The organism is Stenomitos frigidus ULC18, assembly GCF_003003795.1.
Classification (GTDB): domain Bacteria; phylum Cyanobacteriota; class Cyanobacteriia; order Leptolyngbyales; family Leptolyngbyaceae; genus Stenomitos; species Stenomitos frigidus_A.
Genome location: NZ_PVWK01000159.1, coordinates 104,464 through 126,077 on the forward strand (window position 1 = coordinate 104,464; position 21,614 = coordinate 126,077).

Here is a 21,614-nt window from a genome sequence, read left to right on the forward strand (position 1 = left end):
TTAGCCGTCAGCTATCAGCCGTCAGCTATTACAACCGTTTTCTCTGAATAAGCCACAGATTGTAGACACTGCCCACAGATCTTGCAGCGAGGTGCTTTGAAAAATTGTGTGCACTGCCCACCCTTTTCCGTCAACTCAAAACTCAAAACTCAAAACTCAAAACTCAAAACTCAAAACTCAAAACTTTTAACCCCTGCCCCTCACCCCTCACCCCTCACCTTTCTACGGTGAAGACTGCCAGTATTGGTAGGCAGCATAGGCAAGTGTTGTCACACCAGCCACGATCGCCGTTTCATCGACCTCAAACTGCGGGTGATGGAGGGGATAGTTGTGTCTATCTGTAAAACCAACGCCGAGACGAAACATACTGCCGGGAGCATGTTGCAAATAGACTGCAAAGTCTTCTGCACCGAGAGACGGTTCGTGAATAATCTGAATGCTCTGTGAACCCAAGGTTGCTTCAGCCGACGCTTCCAGGAGTTGGGTCAGCACCAGATCATTTTGCACCGAAGGCGTACCACGTCGATAGTTGAGCTTGTACGTAGCTCCATAGGTCTGACAAAGATGCGCCACAATCTGTTCAATCCAGGCGGGCAGGGCAGCGCTCGTTTCGGGGTGGAGCGATCGCACGGTTCCCAAAAGATGCACCTGATCGGCAATGACGTTCGGTGCACGGCCACCGTTGATTTGCCCGATCGTCAGCACAACCGGATGCAGTGGATTTTGCGTACGACTAATCGCCTGCTGCAGCGTTGTAATCACCTGAGAGGCAATCCAAATGGCATCGATCGCCTCATGCGGTCGTGCTCCGTGACCCGACTCTCCCAAAATAGTAATTTCCAGATCATCAGCAGCGGCAGTGAGCGCACCATAGCGAATCCCGACAACTCCTGCAGGAATGGATGGCAGCACATGCAGCGACAAGATACCAGTCACCGCATCCATGACACCGTCTTGAACCATCCAGACAGCGCCTTGAGCAATTTCTTCTGCGGGTTGGAATAGGAAGCGAACGGCTCCCGGTAGGGCTTGCCCCAGTTGCGCGAGCACCATCGCTGTTCCTAAACCAACCGTCGTATGCACATCGTGACCGCAGGCATGCATCACTCCAGGTTGTCGCGACGCGAATGCTAATTCGGTATGCTCACGAATGGGTAAGGCATCCATATCAGTGCGGATTGCCAGTAGTCGAGTCTCAGCCCCTTGACCCGCTAGTTCGCCGACCACACCCACTTTGCCCACCCCTTCTTTCACCTGCAGCCCACAGGATGAGAGCACTCCTGCGACGTATGCGGCTGTTTGGTGTTCTTGCCCACTGAGTTCAGGATGGCTATGCAGGTGACGCCGAATTTTAATCAGCCGTGGAGCGAGGCTTTCGGCAAGAGCTTTGATTTGGGCAAGCATGAATCCATTGTGTTAGGCGTTACCTCTATGATACGGATTGTTACAAAGTTCTGAACGTTGAACAGTGTCATAGCCAACCCCCTGTTGCTTGCTCCGTATGTAGCGACTTGCCGTTTTAGTTAGCCGAATTGATGCCGTTGGCATTGGGCAAGATTGCACGAATGCGAGGACTATGCCGCTTTTTTCTGCCGCACGGAATGGTCTGCAAGGCCTGAAAGATGTCTTGATCTGAATTTAGGATGCTGGGACTTAAGCGGTTATTGGTGTTTTGAGTGATCATGGTTCGATTCCCTGACGATTGAGCTGGACAAGGTGAGGACGCCCAATCGCAGCTCAAGATAAATGAACGAGTGGCTATCTTTAGAGACTCTTTAACCAGAAGCCGCAAATAGAGGTATAGAGAGACGCAGAGTTTACCATTACTTCATATCGACGGGTCAATTCTTTCTCTTGACGAGTCGATTCGGTTTCTCGATGGGTCAATTCGGTTTCTCAATGGGCCAATTCGTTTCCTTAAGGAGCCAATCTGTTCTCTCGATGAGTCAATTCGCTTTCTCGATTGCTCGATTCGTTTTCTTGAGGGGGCGATCGCCCGCAACGAAGCACTGATCGCTCGCCACGAAGCACCGATCGTCCGCCACGAAGCACCGATCGTCCGCCACGAAGCACCGATCGTCCGCCACGAAGCACCGATCGCTCGCAACGGAGAACTGATCGTTTGCCACGAAGCACCGATCGCCAGCAACGGAGAACTGATCGCCCACAACGGAGAACTGATCGCCCACAACGGAGAACTGATCGCCCGCTACGCCCCCAACCGCTGGAGCAGGAAGAGAATCTCTGCCGCATCATCGTAATCAAGGGCAGGATCCTCTGCCAGCAACGGGTCGCGGGAGCCGTTGAGGATAGCGATCACCGCTGGTATCAACTGTTTGAGATAGTTCGGTGTATTCGGATCATTGATCAGTTGCTCAAACAACACCTGGACTTGATCAGATTGCTGCTGCGCCAGCAGACCCAGAACCTGATCCACCAGTTTGCCACCGTTATACTGCGCGTACCCCCCCTGCTGCCGATAGGCGAGGTAGGCATCCCGCGCCTGCTGCCGGGCGGTCTGGGCGGCGGCGGCGTTGCCCGTGGCGGCTTCGATCTGGTGCAGAATGGCGAAGGATTTCCAGATTTCAGCCCACCCAAGCTCGATCGCCCGCCGGATTTCGACCCGTGCGTCCTCGTAGCGCTTGAGCCGATGCAGCGTATCAGCAATGTTGTTGCGCACTACCCCTTCATGCCGCAGGTCTTCCAGCACCACGTAAATATCAGCAGCCTGGCGGTAAAAAGTGACAGCGTCTTCCAAACGACTCAAGAGCCTGTAAAGATTCCCCAACTGAGTCAAACTACTCGCCTGCCCCGACCGATCGCCCCGCTGCGTCTTGATCTCCAGGGACTGGCGGTAGGCAGCTTCCGCCGCGTCGTACTGCCCCGAATCCTGATGCACCATGCCGATCTGGTGCCAGGCGGTCGCGACTAATTGGGGTTCCTGCTGCTGTTCAAACAGGGTGCGGGCGGCTTCATACCCCGTGATAGCCTCGGCATACCGCCCCTGCATTCTCCGCACCGTGGACAGTTGAATTTTGCCCACCGCCACTCCCCGGACATCCCCCAGCTTTTCACCCCGTTTAATGCGTTCCTCATACTTCCCAGCCGCCGCCTCCAGCCGCCCCAGCGCCGTCAGGCAATCCGCCTGTGCCGCCAGGGTCACGGATGCCATGCGGCCTCCCCGTTCACCCAGCGCCTCAAACTGCTGCTGGGCTGCCGTAAACTGCTCCAGTGCCGCCGCCGCCTGTCCGCCCCTTTCCAGCATTCGACCCAGCCAGAAGTGCGCTCCAGCCAGATCGTAATCTGCCCCCGGGTAGGCGGTGGGGCCTGCCGCCTGGGCGGTTGCCAGCAGGGCCTGGGCTTTGTCATAGGCGGGCTGCAACTGCCCCTGGTCCAGCAAGCGCTCAATCTGCAACCGCTCATGCTCAAACCGGGCGGTGCCCCAGGCGGGAATGGCGGCCGCTGCTCGCTCCCGCAGCGCCACCGCCCGCACCAGTGCCGCGGGGCGGTTCAGGGTCGCCAGCAGTTGCTCAATGCTGCCAGCGGTATTGGCGGTCTGTTCCGCCGTCGTCGGGTCTGCCGCCAGCCGCTGCCCCAGCCAGTCCAGCAGAGCCAGCAGGTTGGGCAGTTCCAGCAGGGTCAATCGGAAAGCCAGTCGGCTGTCCTGAGACCGTTGCTGGTAGAGAAACGCGACCAGTTGTGCCATCGCCGTTGCCCAGGTATCGGTCAATGCCGCTACCTGCTCCGGCGGTTGGACCCGGCTCAGGTAGGCGGGCAATGCCGGGTCCAGCCTGAGGTAGCTGTATTCCTGTGCTTCTGCCATGCCTACGTCAATTAGACGTTGAGCGACTGCTTCAGCGCTGTCCATTTCCAGTCCCATGACTTCACTTAAAACAAACAGATGAGCCCCACCGTGCACCACCGCCAGTCGGTTCACCCGCTCTCGCACGTCATCAGGCAACCGCCGCAGGGACAGTTCCAAACTGGCATAAAGGGAGTTTTCCCGGTCTCCGGGGTGCTGACGCTCCAGCCCTGCCATCATCTGGGCCAGGTTTTGCGTCGTGGCCCGCACGCCGTGGGCGACTTCTCGGGCGAGCAGCACCAGGGCACGGGGGTGGCAGTTGACGGTTTGCACCAGTTCGCTGATCTCTTCTGGGGTGGTGGCGTTGTCGGTAGTGGGGGGTGTCCAGTTTTGCTGTGCCATCACCTGCTGCACCAGTTGAATGGCTTCCTGTTCGCTCAGCCGTCCTAGTGCCACGGTGTTCTTCTCGCCCGCAAAGGGCTGGGGCAGGCGTTCCCGGCTGGTAAACAGCAGCCGACAGCGCCGATCCGCCGCCCGCAACCGCTGACAGAGCGCCAGCAACTGGGTGACATCGGCAACCCCCGCCGGGTTGTTGCCCGCAGCATCCGGCAGCACACTTTCCAGGTTATCCAGCAAAATTACCGTCGGGAACTCCTGCAGCGCCCGCTCCACGGGCTGGAGGGCTTTATCCCAGTCGTTGCCATAGCTCGCCACCGTGTAGTTGGGCACTAACTGGCGACCGATCGCATCCAGTACCCCCTGCACATCCTGCACATTCTGGGGCTCCACACTGACAAAGGCCGATCGTTGAAACCTGCCCGACCGGACCAGCCAGCGCACCAGCTCCACCGCCAGCGCCGTTTTGCCCATGCCGCCACTGCCCCGAATCACCGCATACGTCTCCTGCTCCAGCAGCCGCTCCAGGTGCAGCAGGGTGCGACTGCGCCCAGTGAAGGAGTGGTCTGGGGGGTCGGGCAGGCGGCCCAGCATCACCTGTCGCCGATCGGCATCCAGACGAGCAGCAGCTTCCCCCGGCAACACGGTAAACAGTTGCGGGTCGTCCTTCTCCTGGTACAGCACGGGCACAAACCAGTCCTGCAACTGCAAATCGCCAGCACCTATCACCGGGAACCGATAGGCGTCGCCATAGAGGGCTGCCTGCCCGGCCAGCATGGCATCCCCCACCCGCTTGCCCTCAGCCAGTCGGGTATAAAACGCCTCCACAAACCGCCGCGCCGTTTCCACCAGCACCGAGTGGCTCATCGCCACCACCGACCCCACCCCTTCCTCCAGCAGCCGTGCCGCCACCGATGCCTGGGGGTCGTCCTTAGCCTGGGCAGTCTGGCAGGCATCCAGAACCACCAGCGGCACCCCATACTCCCGTAGTTCCGTGGCCAGCTCGTTGGCATAGACCCGTTGCAGCAATCGTTGGCCCAGCTTCCGGCTGTCGCGCGGGTCTTCAAAGCAGAGCGCCCCCAACCCCACCCGGCGGTCATACACCCCGTGCCCGTCAAAATGGACGATTTCGTAGGGGTCGTTCGCGTCTCGGGCGCGTTGCAGCGCCGCCTTCATGGCGGTAAAGGTGGGCGGCTGCAGGATATCGACCTTGACCAGGCTCTCCCCCAGGTTCTCCACCGCCTGCACCAGGGGCAGGGCACTGCTCCGGTGATCCAGATAGCCCACGGGGTTGCCCTGTTCATCCACCTCCGGGCGGGGGCTGACCAGCAACACCCGAATCGGCAACGCTGTCTTTAGCGTCGTCGTGGACTTGCGGTTGGGCAACCGCCGCCGCACCCGCACCGCTCTCGCCCCCTGGGACAGGTAGCCCGTGCCGTCATGCAAGATCTCCCAGGGCAAGGAGAGCAGGTCGCTGGCTGCTTCCCGAAACCGCGCCGCCTCGTCTTCTGGAGTGCCTTCCATCGGTGACCCATCCACCTGCACCGAAAACCGACGGCTCCCCGTTGCCCGCCGCCACGCTTCCAGCGCCTCCCGTGCCGAATCGGCACTGACTGCCGCCCGGTAGAGCGCTTGCCCCCACTGCGGCAGGGACTGTTCGGTCTTAATCGCCCGATCCTTAAAGACTCCAGTCGGCCACTGGTAATAGCGCTCGATATACCAGCGAATGTCTCCCAGTTCTACCGCACCCAGCGGTGCCGTGAAGCGATAGCGCCGACTGGTAATGGCGCGGCTGTTATCTGCCGGAATATAGGTCAGTTCAGCGGTGGCCGTGGCCCGGCGCACGCCATCCTGCTCGGTCATCTGGGGGTCGGTGAAGGCTAACAGCAGTTCTTCCACCGGCTCCACCAGAATCGGACTTCCCGCCACCCAATCATGGTTGGGTAACTGCTCGCCCAGAGCCGCAAAGATGTCCGGCATTGCCTCATCCAGCCCATTCGGCCCGTCCTTCACCCGAATATGCAGCGGCTCTCCAGGAAAAAAGGGCTTGAGCAGTCCCAGTGGCACTCCCGGCAGCACCACGGAAATCACCTTATAGCCATCGGTGCGGTGCTTTGCCGTTTCCTGAGCCAGCGTCAACTCCCACTGCACCCAGTCTGAACTGAGGGCGTCGATACTGATCAGCACCAGAAAGTGGCGGGCTGTGCGGATGCTGGCGGCGATACGATCGCCCAGATCATCACCGCCGCCCAACTCGCGAGAATCGACCCAGGGCAGTTGACCGTGGAGTTCCAGCAGCTGACGCAACCGTGTGACCGCAGCGTAGTCGTTGGTGGAGTGCGACAGGAAGATGGGCGACGGCATCGGCTGTTTCCTCTAGCTGATATTAATAGCCTACACACGCATTCACCAGATTCGGGAAAGCTTCTTCTGCCAGTTTGGAGTTTGATGCCATCCACAAGGCATGCCCATTCAGAGCAATGAGCTGGACGATATGGGATACCTAACGCAGAGTAGAGCGCGCGTCATCCTAGCGCAGCCGCGATCGCCCAGTATCCCTAAAGCAAAACCTTGTCGTCGATTGGCTGATGATGTAGCACCATCAGTTGGTTTGCCTTGAGCGTTTCCAGTGCATAGGCTCGACCTTGAGCATCACTAAACTCAACCTCAAAAGATTCTGGTTCATAGACCTCCACGATCGTCCCAACCTGCCCCGATCGAGTTTCAACTCAGGCAAAGCCTCAATCAGGGCAACGATATCCAGCAGCTTAATTGGTCGTTTCATCGGTTTCTCCTGACTGATCAGGTAGGGCTGGGCACTCACGAATGCCAGGGTGTGTTCAGGCAATGATAGACTTGGCGCGGGGTAATTTAGAAGCGGCTACTGCCCATATGAAGCAGCCGATGCCAACAATCCAGTAGGGGTTGTTGGCGTCAATCGACCCATCTCAGAGGTAATCAACAGAACGATGCCAAAGAGTAGTGTGCCAAAGACACACAATGCGCCAAAGGCAATCTCGGTATTGCCTCGAAACAGGCTTGTATCGCCCCTTGCGATCGCACGAGCCACGGTCATCTCGCTCCTGGTACTGATTGGAGGATATGAACTGCGATCGCTCATCGCTCAGTGGACTCCATCTTTGTTAACGCCCAAAGCGTCTCCATTAACATCAAACGCTTTATCACCGCAATTTGGGTCAACGAATACTCCAGAGCCTCAAGCCGTCACCCTACCTGTAACCGTTGAGCAGTTAATGCAGATGGCTCCTGAAGCGAACCCGCAGCAATTGAGGCAACTGGTGCCCCATCTCAATCAAGCGATGGCAAAATTTGGCGTTAATACTCGTCTCCGACAAGCCCATTTGTTAGCGCAGATTGCGCATGAATCCGATCGCTTTACAGCGCTTGAAGCGTCTCGATCTGGGGCCGACTACGAAGGACGGAAAGATCTTGGCAATACCCAACGCGGCGATGGCGTGAAATACAAGCCCAGAGGGTTAATCCAGCTTGTGGGCAGAACCAATTACGCTGCTGCTAGCAAAGCGTTAGGGGTTGATTTGATTCACCATCCCCAGAGGCTCGCTGATCCAGAATTAGCGGCTCTCAGTGCGGGTTGGTTTTGGTCTACAAACCAACTTAATGGGGATGCGGATAAAGATGATGTGAGAACTGTTACTAAAATAGTGAATGGTGGCTACAACGGGCTAGACGATCGCATTCAGTTACTTCAAGCCGCGAAAAAGGCGCTCGGCATGCAATCAAGCAAAGCTAAGAGCCAAAATTAATATTTGTGCCTCAAGGTGAGCAACGATAGAGATCCTAGTTGAACCAGCCCATTGTTTGGGAACGCGATCGGGGTATACAGCACAAGAGCGATCGGGTAAGTAATAGCCTCAGGTGCTAGCCTGAAACTAATTAGAAGCTCAAAAACTGTTATGGCTTTACAAACACACATTCATGCCATCATTTACCCAGGCGATCAGAGCGGCTACATTGCCGAGTGTCAGGAAGTGTCTGTTGTCACTCAGGGCCGCACCTTAGATGAAGTCAGTCATAACCTGCGAGAAGCCGTTGCCCTGTACTTAGAGGATGAAGACCCCAGCCAACTAGGACTGGTTGCTAAACCTTCATTAGTGGTGACCTTCGAGCTTCAACCTGAATATGCCTAAGCTCAAGCGACTATCTGGTGCACAAGTCATTACGATTCTGGAAACCTTCGGGTTTCAAATTTATAGCCAGAAGGGAAGCCACGTCAAACTACGTCGCATTAGAGCAGCAGGGAATGAAACCCTGATTGTGCCCAATCATAAACAACTCGATACAGGCACTTGTCGAGCCCTTTTAAAGCAAGTATCACAGTACATCCCTGAAGAGGAACTTGCTCCTTATTTTTACAACAACGGTGAATGAATCGTCGTGTAATAACGCCATTAAGATAGGAGCAACCTGCGGCGCGCTTAATCGGAAGTATGAAAGATTTTTTCATCAGCTATACGGGTAACGATCGCACCTGGGCAGAGTGGATTGCCTGGGTTTTAGAAGAGGCGCAGTACTCCGTCGTCATCCAGGCATGGGATTTTCGGGTCGGCGGCAACTTTGTACTGGATATGCATAAAGCGATCGAGGCAAACCGGACGATCGCGGTACTCTCCACTCTCTATCTCGAAAAGCCGTTTCCGCAATCAGAATGGGCAGCAGCATTTGCCCAAGATCCAACTAGCGCCAACCGTAAACTGCTTCCCGTTCGCGTAGAAAACTGTCAGCCACCTGGTCTGCTAGGCCAGATTGTTTACGTCGATGTGTTCAACTGTGATGAAGTCGAAGCCCAACAGCGGCTTTTAGCAGCCGTGAAAGACGGTCGCATGAAGCCCGACCAACGTCCCAGCTTTCCTGGCAAACCAGTGCAGCGAGAAGTGCCAGAGCACGTACCGTTTCCCGGTCAATCCAATCCCGGTCAATCCAATCCCGGTCAATCCGTTCCTGCTCAAGCCCCTGCCCCTAAAGCAGCGATCGGAGCAAACACCCCGCAGCCAGTCCCTGTAGGGTTAACGGCCTCCCAAAAACGCCGCCTCCAGCAAAAACTGGATGCCCTACAGCCAGAGTTGGATTTAAGGGCCGAAAAGTTGCAGCAATTACGCAAAAGCTTAGCGATTATGGTTGACCCTGCAACGAAGTTTCAGCTAGAGAAACAGATTCAGGCTGAAGAAGCGCAGTTAGCTGTTTTAGAGAATGAATTAGACGCGATCGAGGCAGCCCTGGCGGGTTAACGTCAGGGAGTCTTCTATTTTGGCTGTTTGGCTGGAGCCAAGACCCAGAGCGAATCTACTCGCTGCGCGTCAGCCGTTGTGGAATTGGTTGTGCTGACGCTACGAATGGTACCAGCAAGGCGCTGGAATTCCTGTACAAACGGTTTTTCTGCACTCGGTACAGACGGCAAAATCAGGTTATAAAAAAACGCAAGCGTCGCGCCCATGTTGACGTAGAGATAGCCTTCATTTGGTGTTGGAAAGCTAGCGATCGCCGTTTGGAAGGTGTAGTTGCGGTGGAGCGGGAGATACGGTTTGGGCGTCAGTGCTGCCAGGGGCTCTGCGCCAGTGGTGATCACCAGGGTATTGTTATCAACCCAGGTGCGGGCAAGGATGCTGAGCACTTTGCCCTTTTCTTTACCTTCCCAACTGATGATCGGTTGCCCTTTGAGCCGACGAGACGCGATCGTCATTTCACCTTTCGAGTCTTTTTTGGCAGCCTGGTCAAGCTTTTTCAAGACCGCTTCGGCAGCAGCGCGATCGCTGGTTTGCAACATCAACCCAACGCCCAAATTTAATTTGGGGTGAAAGTAGTTCAAAAGACCGCCAGTGGCCGGAAAGAAGAACAGCGCATATTCGCCGTCCATCAAGGAAAAAATATCTTTTTCTAGATCCAGTCCGGTTCCGATGCGCACGGCATTACGAAAGCTGGCGATCGCTAGCTGGCTGGTCACATCAGTTTGTGCGGCAATGGCACGCTGCCACTGTTGCTTGAAATTACGGCTGTTGGCAGACAGATAGGTAGCAGCGGGCAACCGTGACAGAAGCTGGTTGGCATCAGGAACGACCCGTGTTGCGAGGTCAGGCTGAGGTGTTGTGTAGTAAAAATTGGCCTGACTGTGAATGCCGTCTGGCTCCAGCCACATGCGGCTATCAACCGTGTTGTAAAGCTTGGTCAGGGCAGTCAGGCGGCTTTCGTCAAAAAGGGATGGTAACCCAAACAGCGACAAGGTCGCTTCAGGTGTCGCTTTCGCGATCGTCAGCGCAAATTTCGCGATCGCGGCGACCTCACCATAGCTTACCAGCAGCGATCGCTCTGTTTGCGGTTGCTGCCATGTGCGCTGGAAGAGTGGATTCTGCGCCAATGGTGGCCGTTCAGAGCGTGCATCAATGAGATCTTCTAGCGTATGTACCTGAGCTGCCACTGCGATTGCTCCAGGCAAGAGGGCGATCGCCAACCCCTTCGGCGCTGGTGGTTCTAAAGGCGTAGGATCAGATGGCTCAGACTCTGGTGGCGCGATCGGCGGTGGCACTATCAGCTCTGGCTTGGGCTTGACCGCTTTATTCTGCAACACTGTACTCTGCGGCAGAAAACTCAGCGTCTGTCGGGGCAAAGAGCGTGGGACTTGGCGTTGCGTTGTGGAGGCAGGCGCTGCTGGAGTAGACGGTTTTTCCTCAGTCGGTGCAGACCATTGCAGCATGATCACGCCTTTATACTCGCGCTCAATTTGGGGTTCCCCGCGTGTCGCCTTGAGCTTAGTGAGAAAGCTATTAAAGCGATCGCGATCTTTGATCGGTGCCAGCAATACGCCGCTGGCGTCCAACGTTTGCAGCACTGAACCCGCGATCGACCCAGCTGTTGGCACCAGGGCCAGTGCGACTTCATCCCCCAGCCAGGGTTGAATATCCTGCGTAAAATCGATCGCGGCTGGCAAGAAAGGCACCGTCAAGGGTGGTCGAAGCGCGGCTGGCAAGGGGTTGAAGCGATCGACCTCTGCCCAGGCAGCGGGTGTCGCCTTGACCAGCACTAAGCCTGGAGTATTGTCTGGTAATACCGTTGTGACGGCTGGCGGCTGTAAAACCGATGCCGCACGAGCAATCGCACAACCAGGCATCATGGCCACAGCCACTAAAAAGGATACGGAAACATAACGCAACAACGCTTTCTCCTCCAACCACTCGTTCACTGTAAAAAAGACAGACACAGCCGCCCTGAGCATGGCCTGAGCCAGTGGACTTTGCGCCCAGGCTGATTGACGCAGCCCCATATATCTGTCCAACTGAACAGTAGGCGTTTAAGGCTCAACTGCTCAGGCAACCCTAGCCTATTTTGCTACTACTGCCAAGATTTACAGCAGGTGATTTCACGCTACGGATGCAGATAAGACCTGGATGGCAAAGCCTAGACGCAATTTCGTCTCTATAACAATCGGCGTTGTTGCCGTCAGCGTGTAGCTGCGATCGTTACCCACTGCACTCGATCACGGTGATCGGCGAATGCTCCAGAAAATCGTTCCAAAAGTCTCGACCAAATTGTTGGATCGCTTCCGGAGAGAGCATCGGTTGATGCCACTGAATTGACTTGAAACCAGCGTTTTGTAGAGCCGCCTCGTAGGTCGTTCGACTAAAGTAATAGTTGTTAAAACTAAACGGCTGACCCTCGATCGAAAAGGACAACAGAATCGGGGTGCCTTCTTCAAGAGAGGTTCCGGGTTCAAGCGGATGAGCCAAACTCTTCATACAGCCATAACGTTCACAGAGTGCATAGGTCTCAGGCGCTTGCTGCACATTGTCATTCACAGTCACAAAGCGTCCACCAGGCTTTAAGTTGGCAAAAATGGTTTGGCAGGCTTTTCTCAGTAGTGCTTGTGTTGGCAGACAGTTCAGCAAGTAGGATGACACAACCAGATCAAAGTCACCAACGTTACCCAGCGCGGCTACATCCTCAACCATGTACGTCAGGCCTAATGGCGCTCTTGCCTCTTCCGTCCTGGCAGCCTCAATCATCTTGGGTGCCAGATCGACGCCGACTACATGTGCAGCCCCTCTTTGTTTGAATTGTCTCGTGTAAAAGCCACTACCGCAGCCCAGATCAAGCACTGCTTTATTAGCAACATCGCCGATCACGCTCAAATATGTGTGCTGCTCCAGCAAGCGATAGGGTAGATGCTTGGACTTTTGGTACAGTTCAACGATCGAGCTATAGGAATCAATCATCTTGCTCTCACTACTCTTAGGTACGTGCACGACTGTACCGTCTCGGAGCCCAACTCAAGTAAAAAAGTGAGCGGCTTGCAACAGCAACACACTATTCACTTCCATTACCATTAGAGCTTGTGTCAGTGAGGAACACAGATTAAATAAGGTCGAATGTCTCGCGTAGAAGTATGGCCTTACCATGCTTCTACAGGGTGCCAGATTTACAGATTATTGAATAGGCAGTGCCACTCCAGAGTTGCTGACGCGTAACTGCAGCGCGGTTGCCGTCTTACGCACGTCAACCGTTAGCATATCGGCTCATGAAGGCTTCGCATGTGGTCACAAACTGGATCGGAACCTCTTGCATGGGATAGTGTCCCGCATTACTCATGACGTGTAACTCAGCCTTCTTAAACCACTGGAGGATGGTGTCTTTGACCAAGGCAGTGGGCACCCCGGCATCATGTTCCCCTGTAATAGCCAGGAAGGGAACTTCGCAACCATCGACTTCAGCCGCAAAGTCTTCGGTTGACCACATCTGAAAGTAGCCACGATACGCATCAGGGTGAGTGGTTCGCAGTGACTCACTCACCATATACTGCTCCCAAACGTTCGTGTGGCGATTGCCAGTTGTCAGCATACAAATGGTGCCACGATTTGCTGGCACTTCCCAGGCGGTGGCGAACAGCTTGTGGGCCTCTTCATCGAAGGGCACTGCGCTGGCGGGCACAGGGGTCACGCCAATCACAGACCTGAGAAGGGTACTGTAATGAGCACTCAAGTACTGGGCAACTTTGCCCATCATGGAGTGTCCAATGTAGTGAAACGTTTCCCAACCCAGTGAGGTTGCCAGTGCTGCCACATCGCCTGCCGCTTCTGAGTTTGTGTAATTGCCCACTAGGCTTTGAGAAGCACCGTAACCGCGTGGATCGGCAAAACAATACGTGAACGTCGTGCGATCGAGCCAGGGATAAATCGGTTGAAACACTGTATGGTCGCCTAACCAACCGCCCATCACAATCACTTTCTCTGGCCCATTCCCGATGATTTCGTGTGCAAGAGTGGGCTGTGTCATGATGTCCAAGCTCCTTTAACGGTCAGGTAAAACTTTTATCGCTCACTTACTTTAAACTCAACAGCAGCAGGATAGACTGGGCAACTTGATCCTCAAGAGAAATCTTTAACGATCGTCGCTTCCATCACGATCGAAAATTTACAGGCGTTTCACGATCGATAAAGTGGTATACGCTATAGCGAAACCTTGTGCTGGATGATGGGCATTCATTACTTCAAGCCGATGGCAGGATTTGAACCCGCGACCGCTCGATATTGATCGGTTTTCAACGGACGTACCAACAACGGTTCCAAAATGCCATGTTGGGCGATCGATCGCACCAACTGCTCTAGCTTTGCGGGGTCAAAGTAATAACGGGGTTGTTCACGAGTTTTGATTGACATCAATCAAAAGGGCAGACTCGTCCTGCGGTGCATGGATGAACGAGGGATCGTCAGTGGCGATCGAGTGAATGTTTATGCGACTTCTCCTGAAGTTAGTGAAATTCGTTTAGTAGTAGACCTCCGAGGTTTTGAAAACCTCGGAGGTCTAGCACTCTCTTTTCAAAACCTCGGAGGTCTTGGGAGTTTGTTGGGAATCTTAAAAGAGTCGTTGCAGCCAAGCTATCTTCATGCCACGCCGCGCGCTCACGTTCCAACCCGATCGTTACTACCATCTCTACAATCGTGGGAACGATCGCCAACCCATCTTCTTTGAGCGGGAAAACTACCTCCACGTTTTGCGTCTGGTGCGACGACATCTGATCGAAGAAACCCTTGATGTGCTTGCCTATTGCTTGATGCCCAACCATTACCATTTGCTGGTGCGTTGCAGAAGCGGGGCGGTTTCTGACGCGATGCAACGGTTAGCGGTGGCCTATACGAAAGCGATGAATCGGCGCTACAACCGGGTGGGATCTTTGTTTCAGGGGCAATTTCAAGCCGTTGAAGTGGACAGCGACGAGTATCTGTACCACCTGACGCGCTATATCCATCTCAACCCGGTGAAGGCTGGACTGGTGACGCATCCGAAGGACTGGGAATTTTCCAGCTACCTGGAATATGCGGGACTGCGATCGGGCACCTTGCCCAGGCTCGACGTTTTGCAGCAGCAATTGGTGTCTGAGGCAGCATATCAGGCGTTTTTGGCGGTTGACGATCGCAATCTGCCTCCCACGACCAAGGCGCTTGCAACAACCCTCAAGACGCTCATGTTAGATGAGTAGATGGGTTTAGACTGACAGGGTTTAGACCTCCGAGGTTTTGAAAACCTCGGAGGTCTGGCAATGCCTAGGACTGTGGCGTGCTACAGTTCACAAGTCTCTGCGCGAGAGAAGAGAAGACCAAAAACCAAAACCACCCACACCTAGCCAGCTAAACCACACACCCCAGGGAAATTCTCCCTTAAGAGACTTATCAAGGTCAAGGGTGAGGTTGTCATAGCTAACAATCCAGTTGCCGCCTTTGCGCCAGCCCACGCGATCGCCAAACTTTTTCCACTCGTCATTGTAATCCATCGGGCTACCGCATTCCTGCCAGATCTGCTTTTGGATGCTGAAGCCCCATTTGCCGTTGGGGTAGTCTGGCGTTTTGCTGTAGTGCGTCCAGAGTCGATCGAGGGTTTTGAGATCCTCGCAGGGGAAGTTTTCCAGGTCGGCGCGATCGAACCACTGCCCTTCGTCTTTGCCAGCCGTGGTAATCATCAGCCGATAGGTTTCCTGGTCTGCGTCTCGCCATTGCTGGGCTTTCAAGAGGTCTTCTAGTTTTTGATACTTCGAGTCTTGAGCCACCACTTTGAGCGTTTGCAGGGATGCTACTAACTCCGCACTAAGCTTTTCGGGACGCGGATATTCCTTTAAACAAAGGATTGAGAGTTCTGCCGCTTCGCTGCCCAGTTCACAGGCTTTGCGAATCACCTGATCCAGTAATTTGGGGTTGAGTTGAGCGGTATAGAGCAAGACGGCTTCGCGCCAGACGGCTCCATTCCAATGTTGCAAAATCAGTTGAGCGTTTGCCTTGATGCTGGGCATATCCTGTGGCTGTGCCAGCCGCGTTGCCGCAAAGAAACCTTGAAAGCTGAGATGGGGAAACTCGTATTCTCCCGGTTCGCGTTCCACCAGTAGCTCGCTCACTTCTACAATTTGCTTCAGCCATTCTGCTGGGGTGATCTCTTCCCGTTGAAACACAGGCTGTTGCCCCAGAAACTTCAGCAAGCTCTGGTGCGGCACCTTAATGCGGTTTGCTTTCACCATTTCCAATGCCAGTGTTTGCAACACTTCCAGGCTGCGCTCAAACGGCAGCACCATTGTAATGAACCGTGCCCTGGGGCGATCGTCTAGCTGAAGTTTGACGATACCTCGATAAAGGTCAAGGCGCTGACGAGGCAACTCCCTGGCAGGATCAAACCGATGGAACGTTACCAGCATATTCAGCAGCAGCGGGTTTTCAGCCATGTAGCCCAACTCTGCTCGGCGTTGCTGCAACTGGGCAATGAGTTGGTCTGCCCGTTCCTCTGCCACTCGTCTGGCATGACGAAGCTGTTTTTTACTGCGGAAGCTCTCCTCCTGACAGCGGTACCAGCGACGGATAAAGGTTTCCTGCTGCGTCGGATTGAACGTGTTCACAAAAATCGGTACGGCTGGACGCTGCGCCACATAGTCTTTGTAGCCCGCAGGTCGGGAGGTCACGATAAAAACCGCTTTGCTATATTCCTGCATCTGGGCGCTAATCCAATGGCTGACCGCCTGTCGCTTGCCATCGGGCACCTCATCAAAGCCATCAAACATCACCAGTGCCGCACCGCTTGCTAACAGTTTTTCTGCCCATTGAGGTGGCGGGGTCAGGGGTTGATTTTTTGCCAGACTGGGCACATGGTGTTCGGTAATCAGTGTGGGTAAACCGGGAGGCTGTGCCTGGATGAGCAGTTCTGTGTGATCGCGCAGCCGCAGCAGTACTGGAACCAGTTTGGGTGCTCGATACCGTCTATACTGGCGCAGCCCATAGATGAGGGTAATGTGGCGCAACAAGGTGGTTTTGCCCATGCCGCCTTTTGCCTGAATGCTCATCTGCCGAAATTTGCGATCGCGCTGCGATCGTGCCAGCAAATCCCAAATGCTGAGATTGTCCGATCGCAACACTGCGTCACGCTGCCAGCGATTACGTTGACGCGACGGGCTTTTTTTGGCGATGGGTTCTGCCAAATCAGCGATGCCCAATGCCCCGCTTAACTCTAACGGCACAAACACTTCTGCCAGGAGGGGAAGAGTGGTGCGATCGGGGTTAAAGCCTTCAGTCGTGAATTCTTCGCATAGCATCGCTTGCTGCTTCAGGTATTGCCCCTCAAAGTCTGAGCGCAGGTCTGAGAACGATCGCTCAATACTGGCGATCGCCCCATCCATTGCCTGATCCAGCTTGGGTGAGAGCTTCTTGCCGATTTTGATCGTGATCCACACCCCGGCTGCACCCGCAAAAAACAAGGACGCCTCTGTCCAATGACTTTCTCGAGCTTTTGTGACACCAACAAAACTCAATGCCCCTGGTATACCAAACGTAACCAGTTTGTTGTCGAGTAATTCAAAAACTTTCTCGATCGTGGTGGGCGAATAGGCAGACGATTCTTCTGACATCGGGGTTGGCTCGGCAAGGCGATGTCTCTTTTTTAACCTAAAGTCTCGCTAAACCCAAATTATCGACCCAACTTCTTTCCTCAGATCCATCTGCTAAGACGCCAACCTCAGCCCTCCGAGATTTTTGAAAACATCGGAGGGCTAGAATCAGTCCACCATGAGAATCAAGCGTGCTGGGTCAAGCTGCACAGCCCAGGGAAACGGCTGATCTTTAATGGCATGCCACTTTTCTTTGAAGACCTCTGCCTGCACGTGATAGTCCTGTGCATCAGTGGGTGCGGTGTTGAATTTGAGGAATAGCGTCATGCGGTGCGGGGTTTCGCTGGTTGCAGCCAGCCAACAGGGATAAGTATTGTCGCTATCAGGAGCGGGCATGATGCTGATTTGATGGGCACGAATGCCAATATCCGTGAGGCGATCGGGAATGGCTTCCAGCACTTGCAACGTAATGCCCCAATCCGTTGCTTCCACAAAGCCAGAACCCTGCACCACCACGCGGGAGAAGTTTTTACAGCCTGTAAGTTGAGCCACCCTCACGGTCTTGGGATGCTCAAAAATCTGATGCTTAGAGCCATAGGCGATCGCGCTTCCCCCGGACATCACCATCAGCATCCCACAAAGACGGTATGCCTCCTCCAGGTTATGAGTAACAAACAACGTAATACCTGGATAGGTAGACAAGGTTTCCATCAGTTGTTGTTCCATCTGGCTACGGAGATGGGTATCCAGTGCTGAGAAGGGCTCGTCTAACAACAGCGCTTCCGGTTCGGTTGCCAGCGCCCGTGCCAGCGCCACCCGCTGTTGTTGTCCTCCCGAAAGCTGATGGGGATAGCGATCGCCCAGTCCTTGTAGTTGGACTGAAGCAAGCTGTTGAGACACTCGTTGTCGGCGCAATGTTTTGGGTAGACGCTGCAACCCAAAGGCAATATTTTGAGCAACGGTCATGTGGGGAAACAGGGCATAGTTTTGAAAGACCAGACTGACATGACGTTTATGGCTGGGTAGATTAATGCGTTTGCCTGCATCAAAGAGGGTGCGTCCATTCAAGACAATACGCCCCTTGGTCGGCGTTTCCACCCCTGCGATACAGCGGAGGGTCATACTTTTCCCTGAACCTGAACCACCGAGGATACCCAAGGTTTCTGGCAGTGCTGTAAACGCGATATCGAGTTTGAAGTTTGCTAATTGCTTTTCAATCGTGACGAACAATCCTGTTGCCGTATTGCTTAACGGCGGGTTAATCCATTGCCCTAAGCGAGCAGGTTCTGTGCGTTTGCCACCTCGATTTACGGGTTCATTGGCTTCGAGCAAACCTCCGTCCGATCGCTGCCGCTTCTCTTCATAGTGCTGCTGCCACAGATTCACAACCATCAAACCAGAAAGGGAAATTGCCATAATGGCGATCGCCCATAGCCATGCCAATCCCATGTCGCCTGCTTCCACCGCAAAGTAGATGGCCATCGGCATCGTTTGGGTTTCCCCAGGAATATTGCCTGCCAGCATGAGCGTGGCACCAAATTCTCCCAAAGCGCGAGCAAAGGCGAGCGTGACACCTGCCACCAGTCCAGGCATCGCCAACGGCAAGAGGATTTGCCAAAAGATCCGTCGTTCCGAGGCTCCGAGCGTTCTGGCGACGTGCAATAAGCTACTGTCGATTTGTTCAAACGCCCCCAATGCCGTTTTATACATCAGCGGGAACGACACCACGATCGCGGCGACCACTCCGGCGTACCAGGTGAAGATAATCGTGAAATCAAACGATTCCATCAGTTGTCCGAGAGGGCCGTTTTTGCCGAACAGCAGCAGCAGTAGAAATCCCACCACTGTAGGCGGCAAAATGAGCGGCGAAATGAGAATGCCCTCCAGCAGCGATCGCCAGCGTCCCCGATCCCCCAGCATTCTATAGGCAGCAAAGATGCCCATGAAAAACGTGGCTACGGTAGCAGTACCAGCCACCTTGAGCGAAAGCCATAACGGGGAAAGATCCAGTTCCATCGGTTCTCTAGGTTAGCTCACGGTAAAGCCGTATTTTGTAAACACTTTCTTGGCTGAATTGCTCAGCAAAAACTGCACAAAATTCCTAGAAACAGTTTGATTCCGGCTATTTTTCAATACCGCGATCGGATACACAATCGGCGAGTGCAAATTCGCTGGAATGGTTTGGGCAATTTTCACCTTATTGGTGGTTTTGGCATCGGTCAGATACACCAATCCCGCATCAACATTGCCTGCTTCTACAAACTGCAATACCTGTCGGACGTTACTTGCCAGCACATATTTCGATTTCAATTGTTTCCATACGCCAGCTTTAGTCAATGCTTCTTCGGCGTATTGTCCGGCTGGGACGCTACGCGGATCGCCGATCGCAATCCGCTTCACGCGAAGATCGGTTAAACTTTTCAGGTTTGTGATCCCAGAGGCACGAGTTGGAACCACCAAAACGAGCCGATTGGTCAACAAATTACGCCGAGTATCCGAAACTAAAAGACTTTTCTGCTGTAAGGCATCCATCTGCTTCTCTGCCGCTGAGATGAATACATCCGCAGGCGCACCATTTTCAATTTGCTGTTGTAGCGCCCCCGAGCTGGCGAAATTATAGCGAACGGAGACATTGGAGTGCGCCTGACGATAGAGCGGTGCCAATTCTTTCAGTGCATCAGTCAAACTGGCAGCAGCAGAGACAATCAATTGGGTGTTTGCCTGAGCGATCGCGGTTGGAGAATTAAACAACCGAACACCAAAGGATGCGCCAAAAGCGAGAACTAAAAGCGTCATAAGAACTAGAAACCGTTGCCTTTTCATACGACCTCTGGGGTGTTCTACCGATAGATTAATGATGCACTATTACTAAAATAAGACTATAGTCATTAGCTTAATTAGGCAATCAAAAATTATATTTTGCAAGCAAATCGATTTAATTTAAGCGGACAATAAAATACAGAAATGAGATTCTACTTGATCTGACAAGCTAACTGTTCATTCAGCAAGGTATCTTCGTCTAAAAGGATGCTTTAACAATTATTTTTACTAATAAAACTGACTAACAGAATACTCTTTTATGAAACTACATATACTGCTAAAATATTAGAAAGAAGTGATTGAATTTACACTTCCATCTCATATTGAAAGAGCTAGAAATGCAAATCAGTGGGCGTAACGGAACGGTCAAGGCGATTGAGATTGGGGCTGTGAATGCAGAAGTTGAAACTGCAGCAGGCGTTGAAATGACTGCCATGATCACAAAAGCCTCGGCAGAGAACTTAGGTTTAAGTGTTGGTAAAGAAGCCTATGCTGTTGTTAAAACCAGTGGTGTTATGGTCGCGATCGACTAAAAACAAAGCCTTCAGACCTCCGACTTTTTGAAGAAATTGGAGGTCCAGGGTTAGCCTCTTTCACGAGCCACAACGTGAAAAATATGCCAGTGTTTTTGCTCACCGATCGCCGTTACGCCCGGATGTTCTTCTTCCTCTAACCACTCGGTTTCAAAGGGTTGTAAAAGTGCTTCCACTTGTTGGCGCGTATGATGGGTTCGATTAGGATAAATTGCCCAAGAGTCACGATCGCCAAATAGCTGTCCACAAAACCGTCCACATGGGTTGAGCGATGCCACGATGGTTTCCCAAAGCTTAGGGAACGCTGTGGGTAGACAAAAAGGGAGGCAGAAACTGGCATTAATGAGATCAATTCCAGAGGGCAGAGCCAAATTTTCAAAGCGCATCAGTTGAGTTTGAAGTAGATCGCGTTGAAGATCGGGACGATCCAGCAACCGATCGAAAGCCTTTTGTTCGCCATCAACTGCTAAAACACGCCAGTTCCGACGCAATAATTCCACCGTGTCGCGCCCATCACCGCAACCCAAATCTACGGCAAAGCGAGGGCGATCCAGTAACGGCTCTGCATCAAAGTTGGTCAATGCTTTCAGCAGCGTTTCACGGGGTGGGCGACCTTCTACTGCCTGATAGTACGTTGCCCAATCGTGTCCAGAACTGTGAGAGTGAGTGGATTCAGTCATGCTCAGACGATCGCAAGTTCAGCGTGGGTTTGGCAATTTTTAGGACAAACTCTAGCACAGGCTTCGCAACCAATGCAATTTGCGGGCAGGTTCCCGATGCTGAAGCGATCGCCATCAAGGCATTACTCGATCGGATTGAAACGCTAGAGCAACAAGTCCAACAACTCACCCAACAGCAAGATTCCTAACCCTGTTTCCGAAGTCACTTCCAATGTCTCCCCGTTCTCCTGCAAATTCTGGCACCAGCCAAATAAACGATCCGCTGACTATCAAAGCTTCTGTTGCTCATATTGTTGCTGTGCCTCGCATCGATCGCTGGCGCATCTACCATCGTCTGCAAGAACCCATGATTCCCTGCTGGTGCCTGGATGATATGACAAACACAGCGAAAGACGACATTAATGGGCGAACGTACATTTGAAGCCGATGGGGGGATTTGAACCCCCGACCGCTCGATTACGAATCGAGTGCTCTACCACTGAGCCACATCGGCATATCGA

21 protein-coding genes and 1 tRNA gene are annotated in these 21,614 nt (G+C 53.6%); 7 read left to right on the top strand and 15 right to left on the bottom strand.

The genetic code is table 11. The features are described from left to right. Window positions 1–222: 222 nt before the first annotated feature. The 5 genes from C7B82_RS30115 to C7B82_RS35335 all read right to left on the bottom strand — a co-directional run bounded on the left by C7B82_RS30115 (window position 223) and on the right by C7B82_RS35335 (window position 6,894). Window positions 223–1,404 carry a M20 family metallopeptidase gene (locus C7B82_RS30115; RefSeq protein WP_106260930.1) on the bottom strand — a complete coding sequence of 394 codons (1,182 nt, stop codon included), beginning with the start codon at window positions 1,402–1,404 and terminating at the stop codon, window positions 223–225. Window positions 1,405–1,519: 115 nt separating this feature from the next. Then, a complete protein-coding gene (locus C7B82_RS32860; protein ID WP_181357789.1) occupies window positions 1,520–1,684 on the bottom strand; it encodes a hypothetical protein in 165 nt (54 codons plus the stop codon). 262 nt (window positions 1,685–1,946) lie between these two features. Then, window positions 1,947–2,189: a hypothetical protein gene (locus C7B82_RS30120; protein ID WP_106260932.1), complete on the bottom strand. Its 243-nt coding sequence runs from the start codon at window positions 2,187–2,189 to the stop codon at window positions 1,947–1,949. 20 nt (window positions 2,190–2,209) lie between these two features. Beyond that, complete coding sequence (locus C7B82_RS30125; protein ID WP_106260933.1) at window positions 2,210–6,562, bottom strand: CHAT domain-containing protein; 4,353 nt, start codon at window positions 6,560–6,562, stop codon at window positions 2,210–2,212. 194 nt (window positions 6,563–6,756) lie between these two features. Beyond that, window positions 6,757–6,894, bottom strand: coding sequence for a DUF4926 domain-containing protein (locus C7B82_RS35335; RefSeq protein ID WP_245940163.1), 138 nt, complete (start codon window positions 6,892–6,894; stop codon window positions 6,757–6,759). A gap of 273 nt (window positions 6,895–7,167) precedes the next feature. Here C7B82_RS35335 and C7B82_RS30140 point away from each other — a divergent pair, with 273 nt between their 5' ends. The 4 genes from C7B82_RS30140 (at window position 7,168) to C7B82_RS30155 (ending at window position 9,465) form a co-directional block, all read left to right on the top strand. Further along, the gene (locus tag C7B82_RS30140) at window positions 7,168–7,983 is read left to right on the top strand and encodes a glycoside hydrolase family 19 protein (RefSeq protein ID WP_219904767.1); all 816 of its coding nucleotides are present in this window, start codon (window positions 7,168–7,170) and stop codon (window positions 7,981–7,983) included. A 150-nt stretch (window positions 7,984–8,133) separates the two neighbouring features. Beyond that, complete coding sequence (locus C7B82_RS30145; RefSeq protein ID WP_106260938.1) at window positions 8,134–8,367, top strand: type II toxin-antitoxin system HicB family antitoxin; 234 nt, start codon at window positions 8,134–8,136, stop codon at window positions 8,365–8,367. Further along, window positions 8,360–8,608 (top strand): type II toxin-antitoxin system HicA family toxin, encoded by a 249-nt coding sequence (locus tag C7B82_RS30150; RefSeq protein WP_106260939.1) that lies wholly within the window; start codon window positions 8,360–8,362, stop codon window positions 8,606–8,608. Before C7B82_RS30145 ends, C7B82_RS30150 begins: the two co-directional genes overlap by 8 nt. Window positions 8,609–8,667: 59 nt before the next feature. Beyond that, window positions 8,668–9,465: a toll/interleukin-1 receptor domain-containing protein gene (locus C7B82_RS30155; protein WP_106260941.1), complete on the top strand. Its 798-nt coding sequence runs from the start codon at window positions 8,668–8,670 to the stop codon at window positions 9,463–9,465. Window positions 9,466–9,479: 14 nt separating this feature from the next. Here C7B82_RS30155 and C7B82_RS30160 read toward each other — a convergent pair whose 3' ends face one another. From C7B82_RS30160 to C7B82_RS30175, 4 genes are all read right to left on the bottom strand, one after another. Then, window positions 9,480–11,492 carry a DUF3352 domain-containing protein gene (locus C7B82_RS30160; RefSeq protein ID WP_106260942.1) on the bottom strand — a complete coding sequence of 671 codons (2,013 nt, stop codon included), beginning with the start codon at window positions 11,490–11,492 and terminating at the stop codon, window positions 9,480–9,482. Between the two features lie 196 nt (window positions 11,493–11,688). Continuing rightward, window positions 11,689–12,441: a class I SAM-dependent methyltransferase gene (locus C7B82_RS30165; RefSeq protein ID WP_106260944.1), complete on the bottom strand. Its 753-nt coding sequence runs from the start codon at window positions 12,439–12,441 to the stop codon at window positions 11,689–11,691. A gap of 280 nt (window positions 12,442–12,721) precedes the next feature. Further along, window positions 12,722–13,498 (bottom strand): alpha/beta fold hydrolase, encoded by a 777-nt coding sequence (locus tag C7B82_RS30170; protein WP_106260945.1) that lies wholly within the window; start codon window positions 13,496–13,498, stop codon window positions 12,722–12,724. 209 nt (window positions 13,499–13,707) lie between these two features. Continuing rightward, a complete protein-coding gene (locus C7B82_RS30175; protein ID WP_106260947.1) occupies window positions 13,708–13,881 on the bottom strand; it encodes a ParB N-terminal domain-containing protein in 174 nt (57 codons plus the stop codon). Window positions 13,882–14,108: 227 nt separating this feature from the next. On the opposite strand from C7B82_RS30175, the gene C7B82_RS30180 reads away from it, so the two are divergent. Beyond that, window positions 14,109–14,702 carry an REP-associated tyrosine transposase gene (locus C7B82_RS30180; protein WP_106260948.1) on the top strand — a complete coding sequence of 198 codons (594 nt, stop codon included), beginning with the start codon at window positions 14,109–14,111 and terminating at the stop codon, window positions 14,700–14,702. Between the two features lie 87 nt (window positions 14,703–14,789). Here C7B82_RS30180 and C7B82_RS30185 read toward each other — a convergent pair whose 3' ends face one another. The 3 genes from C7B82_RS30185 to modA all read right to left on the bottom strand — a co-directional run bounded on the left by C7B82_RS30185 (window position 14,790) and on the right by modA (window position 19,877). Further along, entirely contained in the window at window positions 14,790–17,102 is a 2,313-nt protein-coding gene (locus tag C7B82_RS30185) for a GUN4 domain-containing protein (protein WP_106260950.1), read from the bottom strand. Window positions 17,103–17,249: 147 nt separating this feature from the next. Beyond that, window positions 17,250–19,097, bottom strand: coding sequence for a molybdate ABC transporter permease subunit (modB, locus tag C7B82_RS30190; protein WP_106260951.1), 1,848 nt, complete (start codon window positions 19,095–19,097; stop codon window positions 17,250–17,252). Between the two features lie 12 nt (window positions 19,098–19,109). Then, on the bottom strand, window positions 19,110–19,877 hold the full coding sequence (gene modA / locus C7B82_RS30195) for a molybdate ABC transporter substrate-binding protein (protein ID WP_245940164.1): 768 nt from the start codon (window positions 19,875–19,877) through the stop codon (window positions 19,110–19,112). Between the two features lie 347 nt (window positions 19,878–20,224). On the opposite strand from modA, the gene C7B82_RS30200 reads away from it, so the two are divergent. Beyond that, window positions 20,225–20,434, top strand: a complete 210-nt coding sequence (locus C7B82_RS30200; RefSeq protein WP_245940165.1) for a TOBE domain-containing protein — start codon at window positions 20,225–20,227, stop codon at window positions 20,432–20,434. A 50-nt stretch (window positions 20,435–20,484) separates the two neighbouring features. Here C7B82_RS30200 and C7B82_RS30205 read toward each other — a convergent pair whose 3' ends face one another. Together C7B82_RS30205 and C7B82_RS34875 are read right to left on the bottom strand one after the other, a co-directional pair. Beyond that, window positions 20,485–21,114: a class I SAM-dependent methyltransferase gene (locus C7B82_RS30205; protein ID WP_106260956.1), complete on the bottom strand. Its 630-nt coding sequence runs from the start codon at window positions 21,112–21,114 to the stop codon at window positions 20,485–20,487. A gap of 2 nt (window positions 21,115–21,116) precedes the next feature. Beyond that, window positions 21,117–21,212, bottom strand: a complete 96-nt coding sequence (locus tag C7B82_RS34875; RefSeq protein ID WP_422632158.1) for a 4Fe-4S binding protein — start codon at window positions 21,210–21,212, stop codon at window positions 21,117–21,119. Between the two features lie 113 nt (window positions 21,213–21,325). On the opposite strand from C7B82_RS34875, the gene C7B82_RS30220 reads away from it, so the two are divergent. Then, window positions 21,326–21,535, top strand: coding sequence for an Asr1405/Asl0597 family protein (locus tag C7B82_RS30220; protein ID WP_106260957.1), 210 nt, complete (start codon window positions 21,326–21,328; stop codon window positions 21,533–21,535). On the opposite strand, the gene C7B82_RS30225 is transcribed toward C7B82_RS30220, so the two are convergent. Next, window positions 21,536–21,607 (bottom strand) — tRNA-Thr (locus tag C7B82_RS30225). It lies immediately after the preceding gene. Window positions 21,608–21,614: the final 7 nt, after the last annotated feature.

What these genes read in the sequence shown, in the direction of transcription:
- C7B82_RS30170 (WP_106260945.1), bottom strand. Translation starts at nt 13,498, where the DNA reads ATGACACAGCCCACTCTTGCACACGAAATCATCGGGAATGGGCCAGAG.
- C7B82_RS30180 (WP_106260948.1), top strand. Translation starts at nt 14,109, where the DNA reads ATGCCACGCCGCGCGCTCACGTTCCAACCCGATCGTTACTACCATCTC.
- C7B82_RS30175 (WP_106260947.1), bottom strand. Translation starts at nt 13,881, where the DNA reads ATGTCAATCAAAACTCGTGAACAACCCCGTTATTACTTTGACCCCGCA.
- C7B82_RS32860 (WP_181357789.1), bottom strand. Translation starts at nt 1,684, where the DNA reads ATGATCACTCAAAACACCAATAACCGCTTAAGTCCCAGCATCCTAAAT.
- C7B82_RS30150 (WP_106260939.1), top strand. Translation starts at nt 8,360, where the DNA reads ATGCCTAAGCTCAAGCGACTATCTGGTGCACAAGTCATTACGATTCTG.
- C7B82_RS30145 (WP_106260938.1), top strand. Translation starts at nt 8,134, where the DNA reads ATGGCTTTACAAACACACATTCATGCCATCATTTACCCAGGCGATCAG.
- C7B82_RS30205 (WP_106260956.1), bottom strand. Translation starts at nt 21,114, where the DNA reads ATGACTGAATCCACTCACTCTCACAGTTCTGGACACGATTGGGCAACG.
- C7B82_RS30220 (WP_106260957.1), top strand. Translation starts at nt 21,326, where the DNA reads ATGTCTCCCCGTTCTCCTGCAAATTCTGGCACCAGCCAAATAAACGAT.
- C7B82_RS30160 (WP_106260942.1), bottom strand. Translation starts at nt 11,492, where the DNA reads ATGGGGCTGCGTCAATCAGCCTGGGCGCAAAGTCCACTGGCTCAGGCC.
- C7B82_RS30140 (WP_219904767.1), top strand. Translation starts at nt 7,168, where the DNA reads ATGCCAAAGAGTAGTGTGCCAAAGACACACAATGCGCCAAAGGCAATC.
- C7B82_RS30115 (WP_106260930.1), bottom strand. Translation starts at nt 1,404, where the DNA reads ATGCTTGCCCAAATCAAAGCTCTTGCCGAAAGCCTCGCTCCACGGCTG.
- modA (WP_245940164.1), bottom strand. Translation starts at nt 19,877, where the DNA reads ATGACGCTTTTAGTTCTCGCTTTTGGCGCATCCTTTGGTGTTCGGTTG.
- C7B82_RS30165 (WP_106260944.1), bottom strand. Translation starts at nt 12,441, where the DNA reads ATGATTGATTCCTATAGCTCGATCGTTGAACTGTACCAAAAGTCCAAG.
- C7B82_RS30125 (WP_106260933.1), bottom strand. Translation starts at nt 6,562, where the DNA reads ATGCCGTCGCCCATCTTCCTGTCGCACTCCACCAACGACTACGCTGCG.
- C7B82_RS30185 (WP_106260950.1), bottom strand. Translation starts at nt 17,102, where the DNA reads ATGTCAGAAGAATCGTCTGCCTATTCGCCCACCACGATCGAGAAAGTT.
- modB (WP_106260951.1), bottom strand. Translation starts at nt 19,097, where the DNA reads ATGGAACTGGATCTTTCCCCGTTATGGCTTTCGCTCAAGGTGGCTGGT.
- C7B82_RS30155 (WP_106260941.1), top strand. Translation starts at nt 8,668, where the DNA reads ATGAAAGATTTTTTCATCAGCTATACGGGTAACGATCGCACCTGGGCA.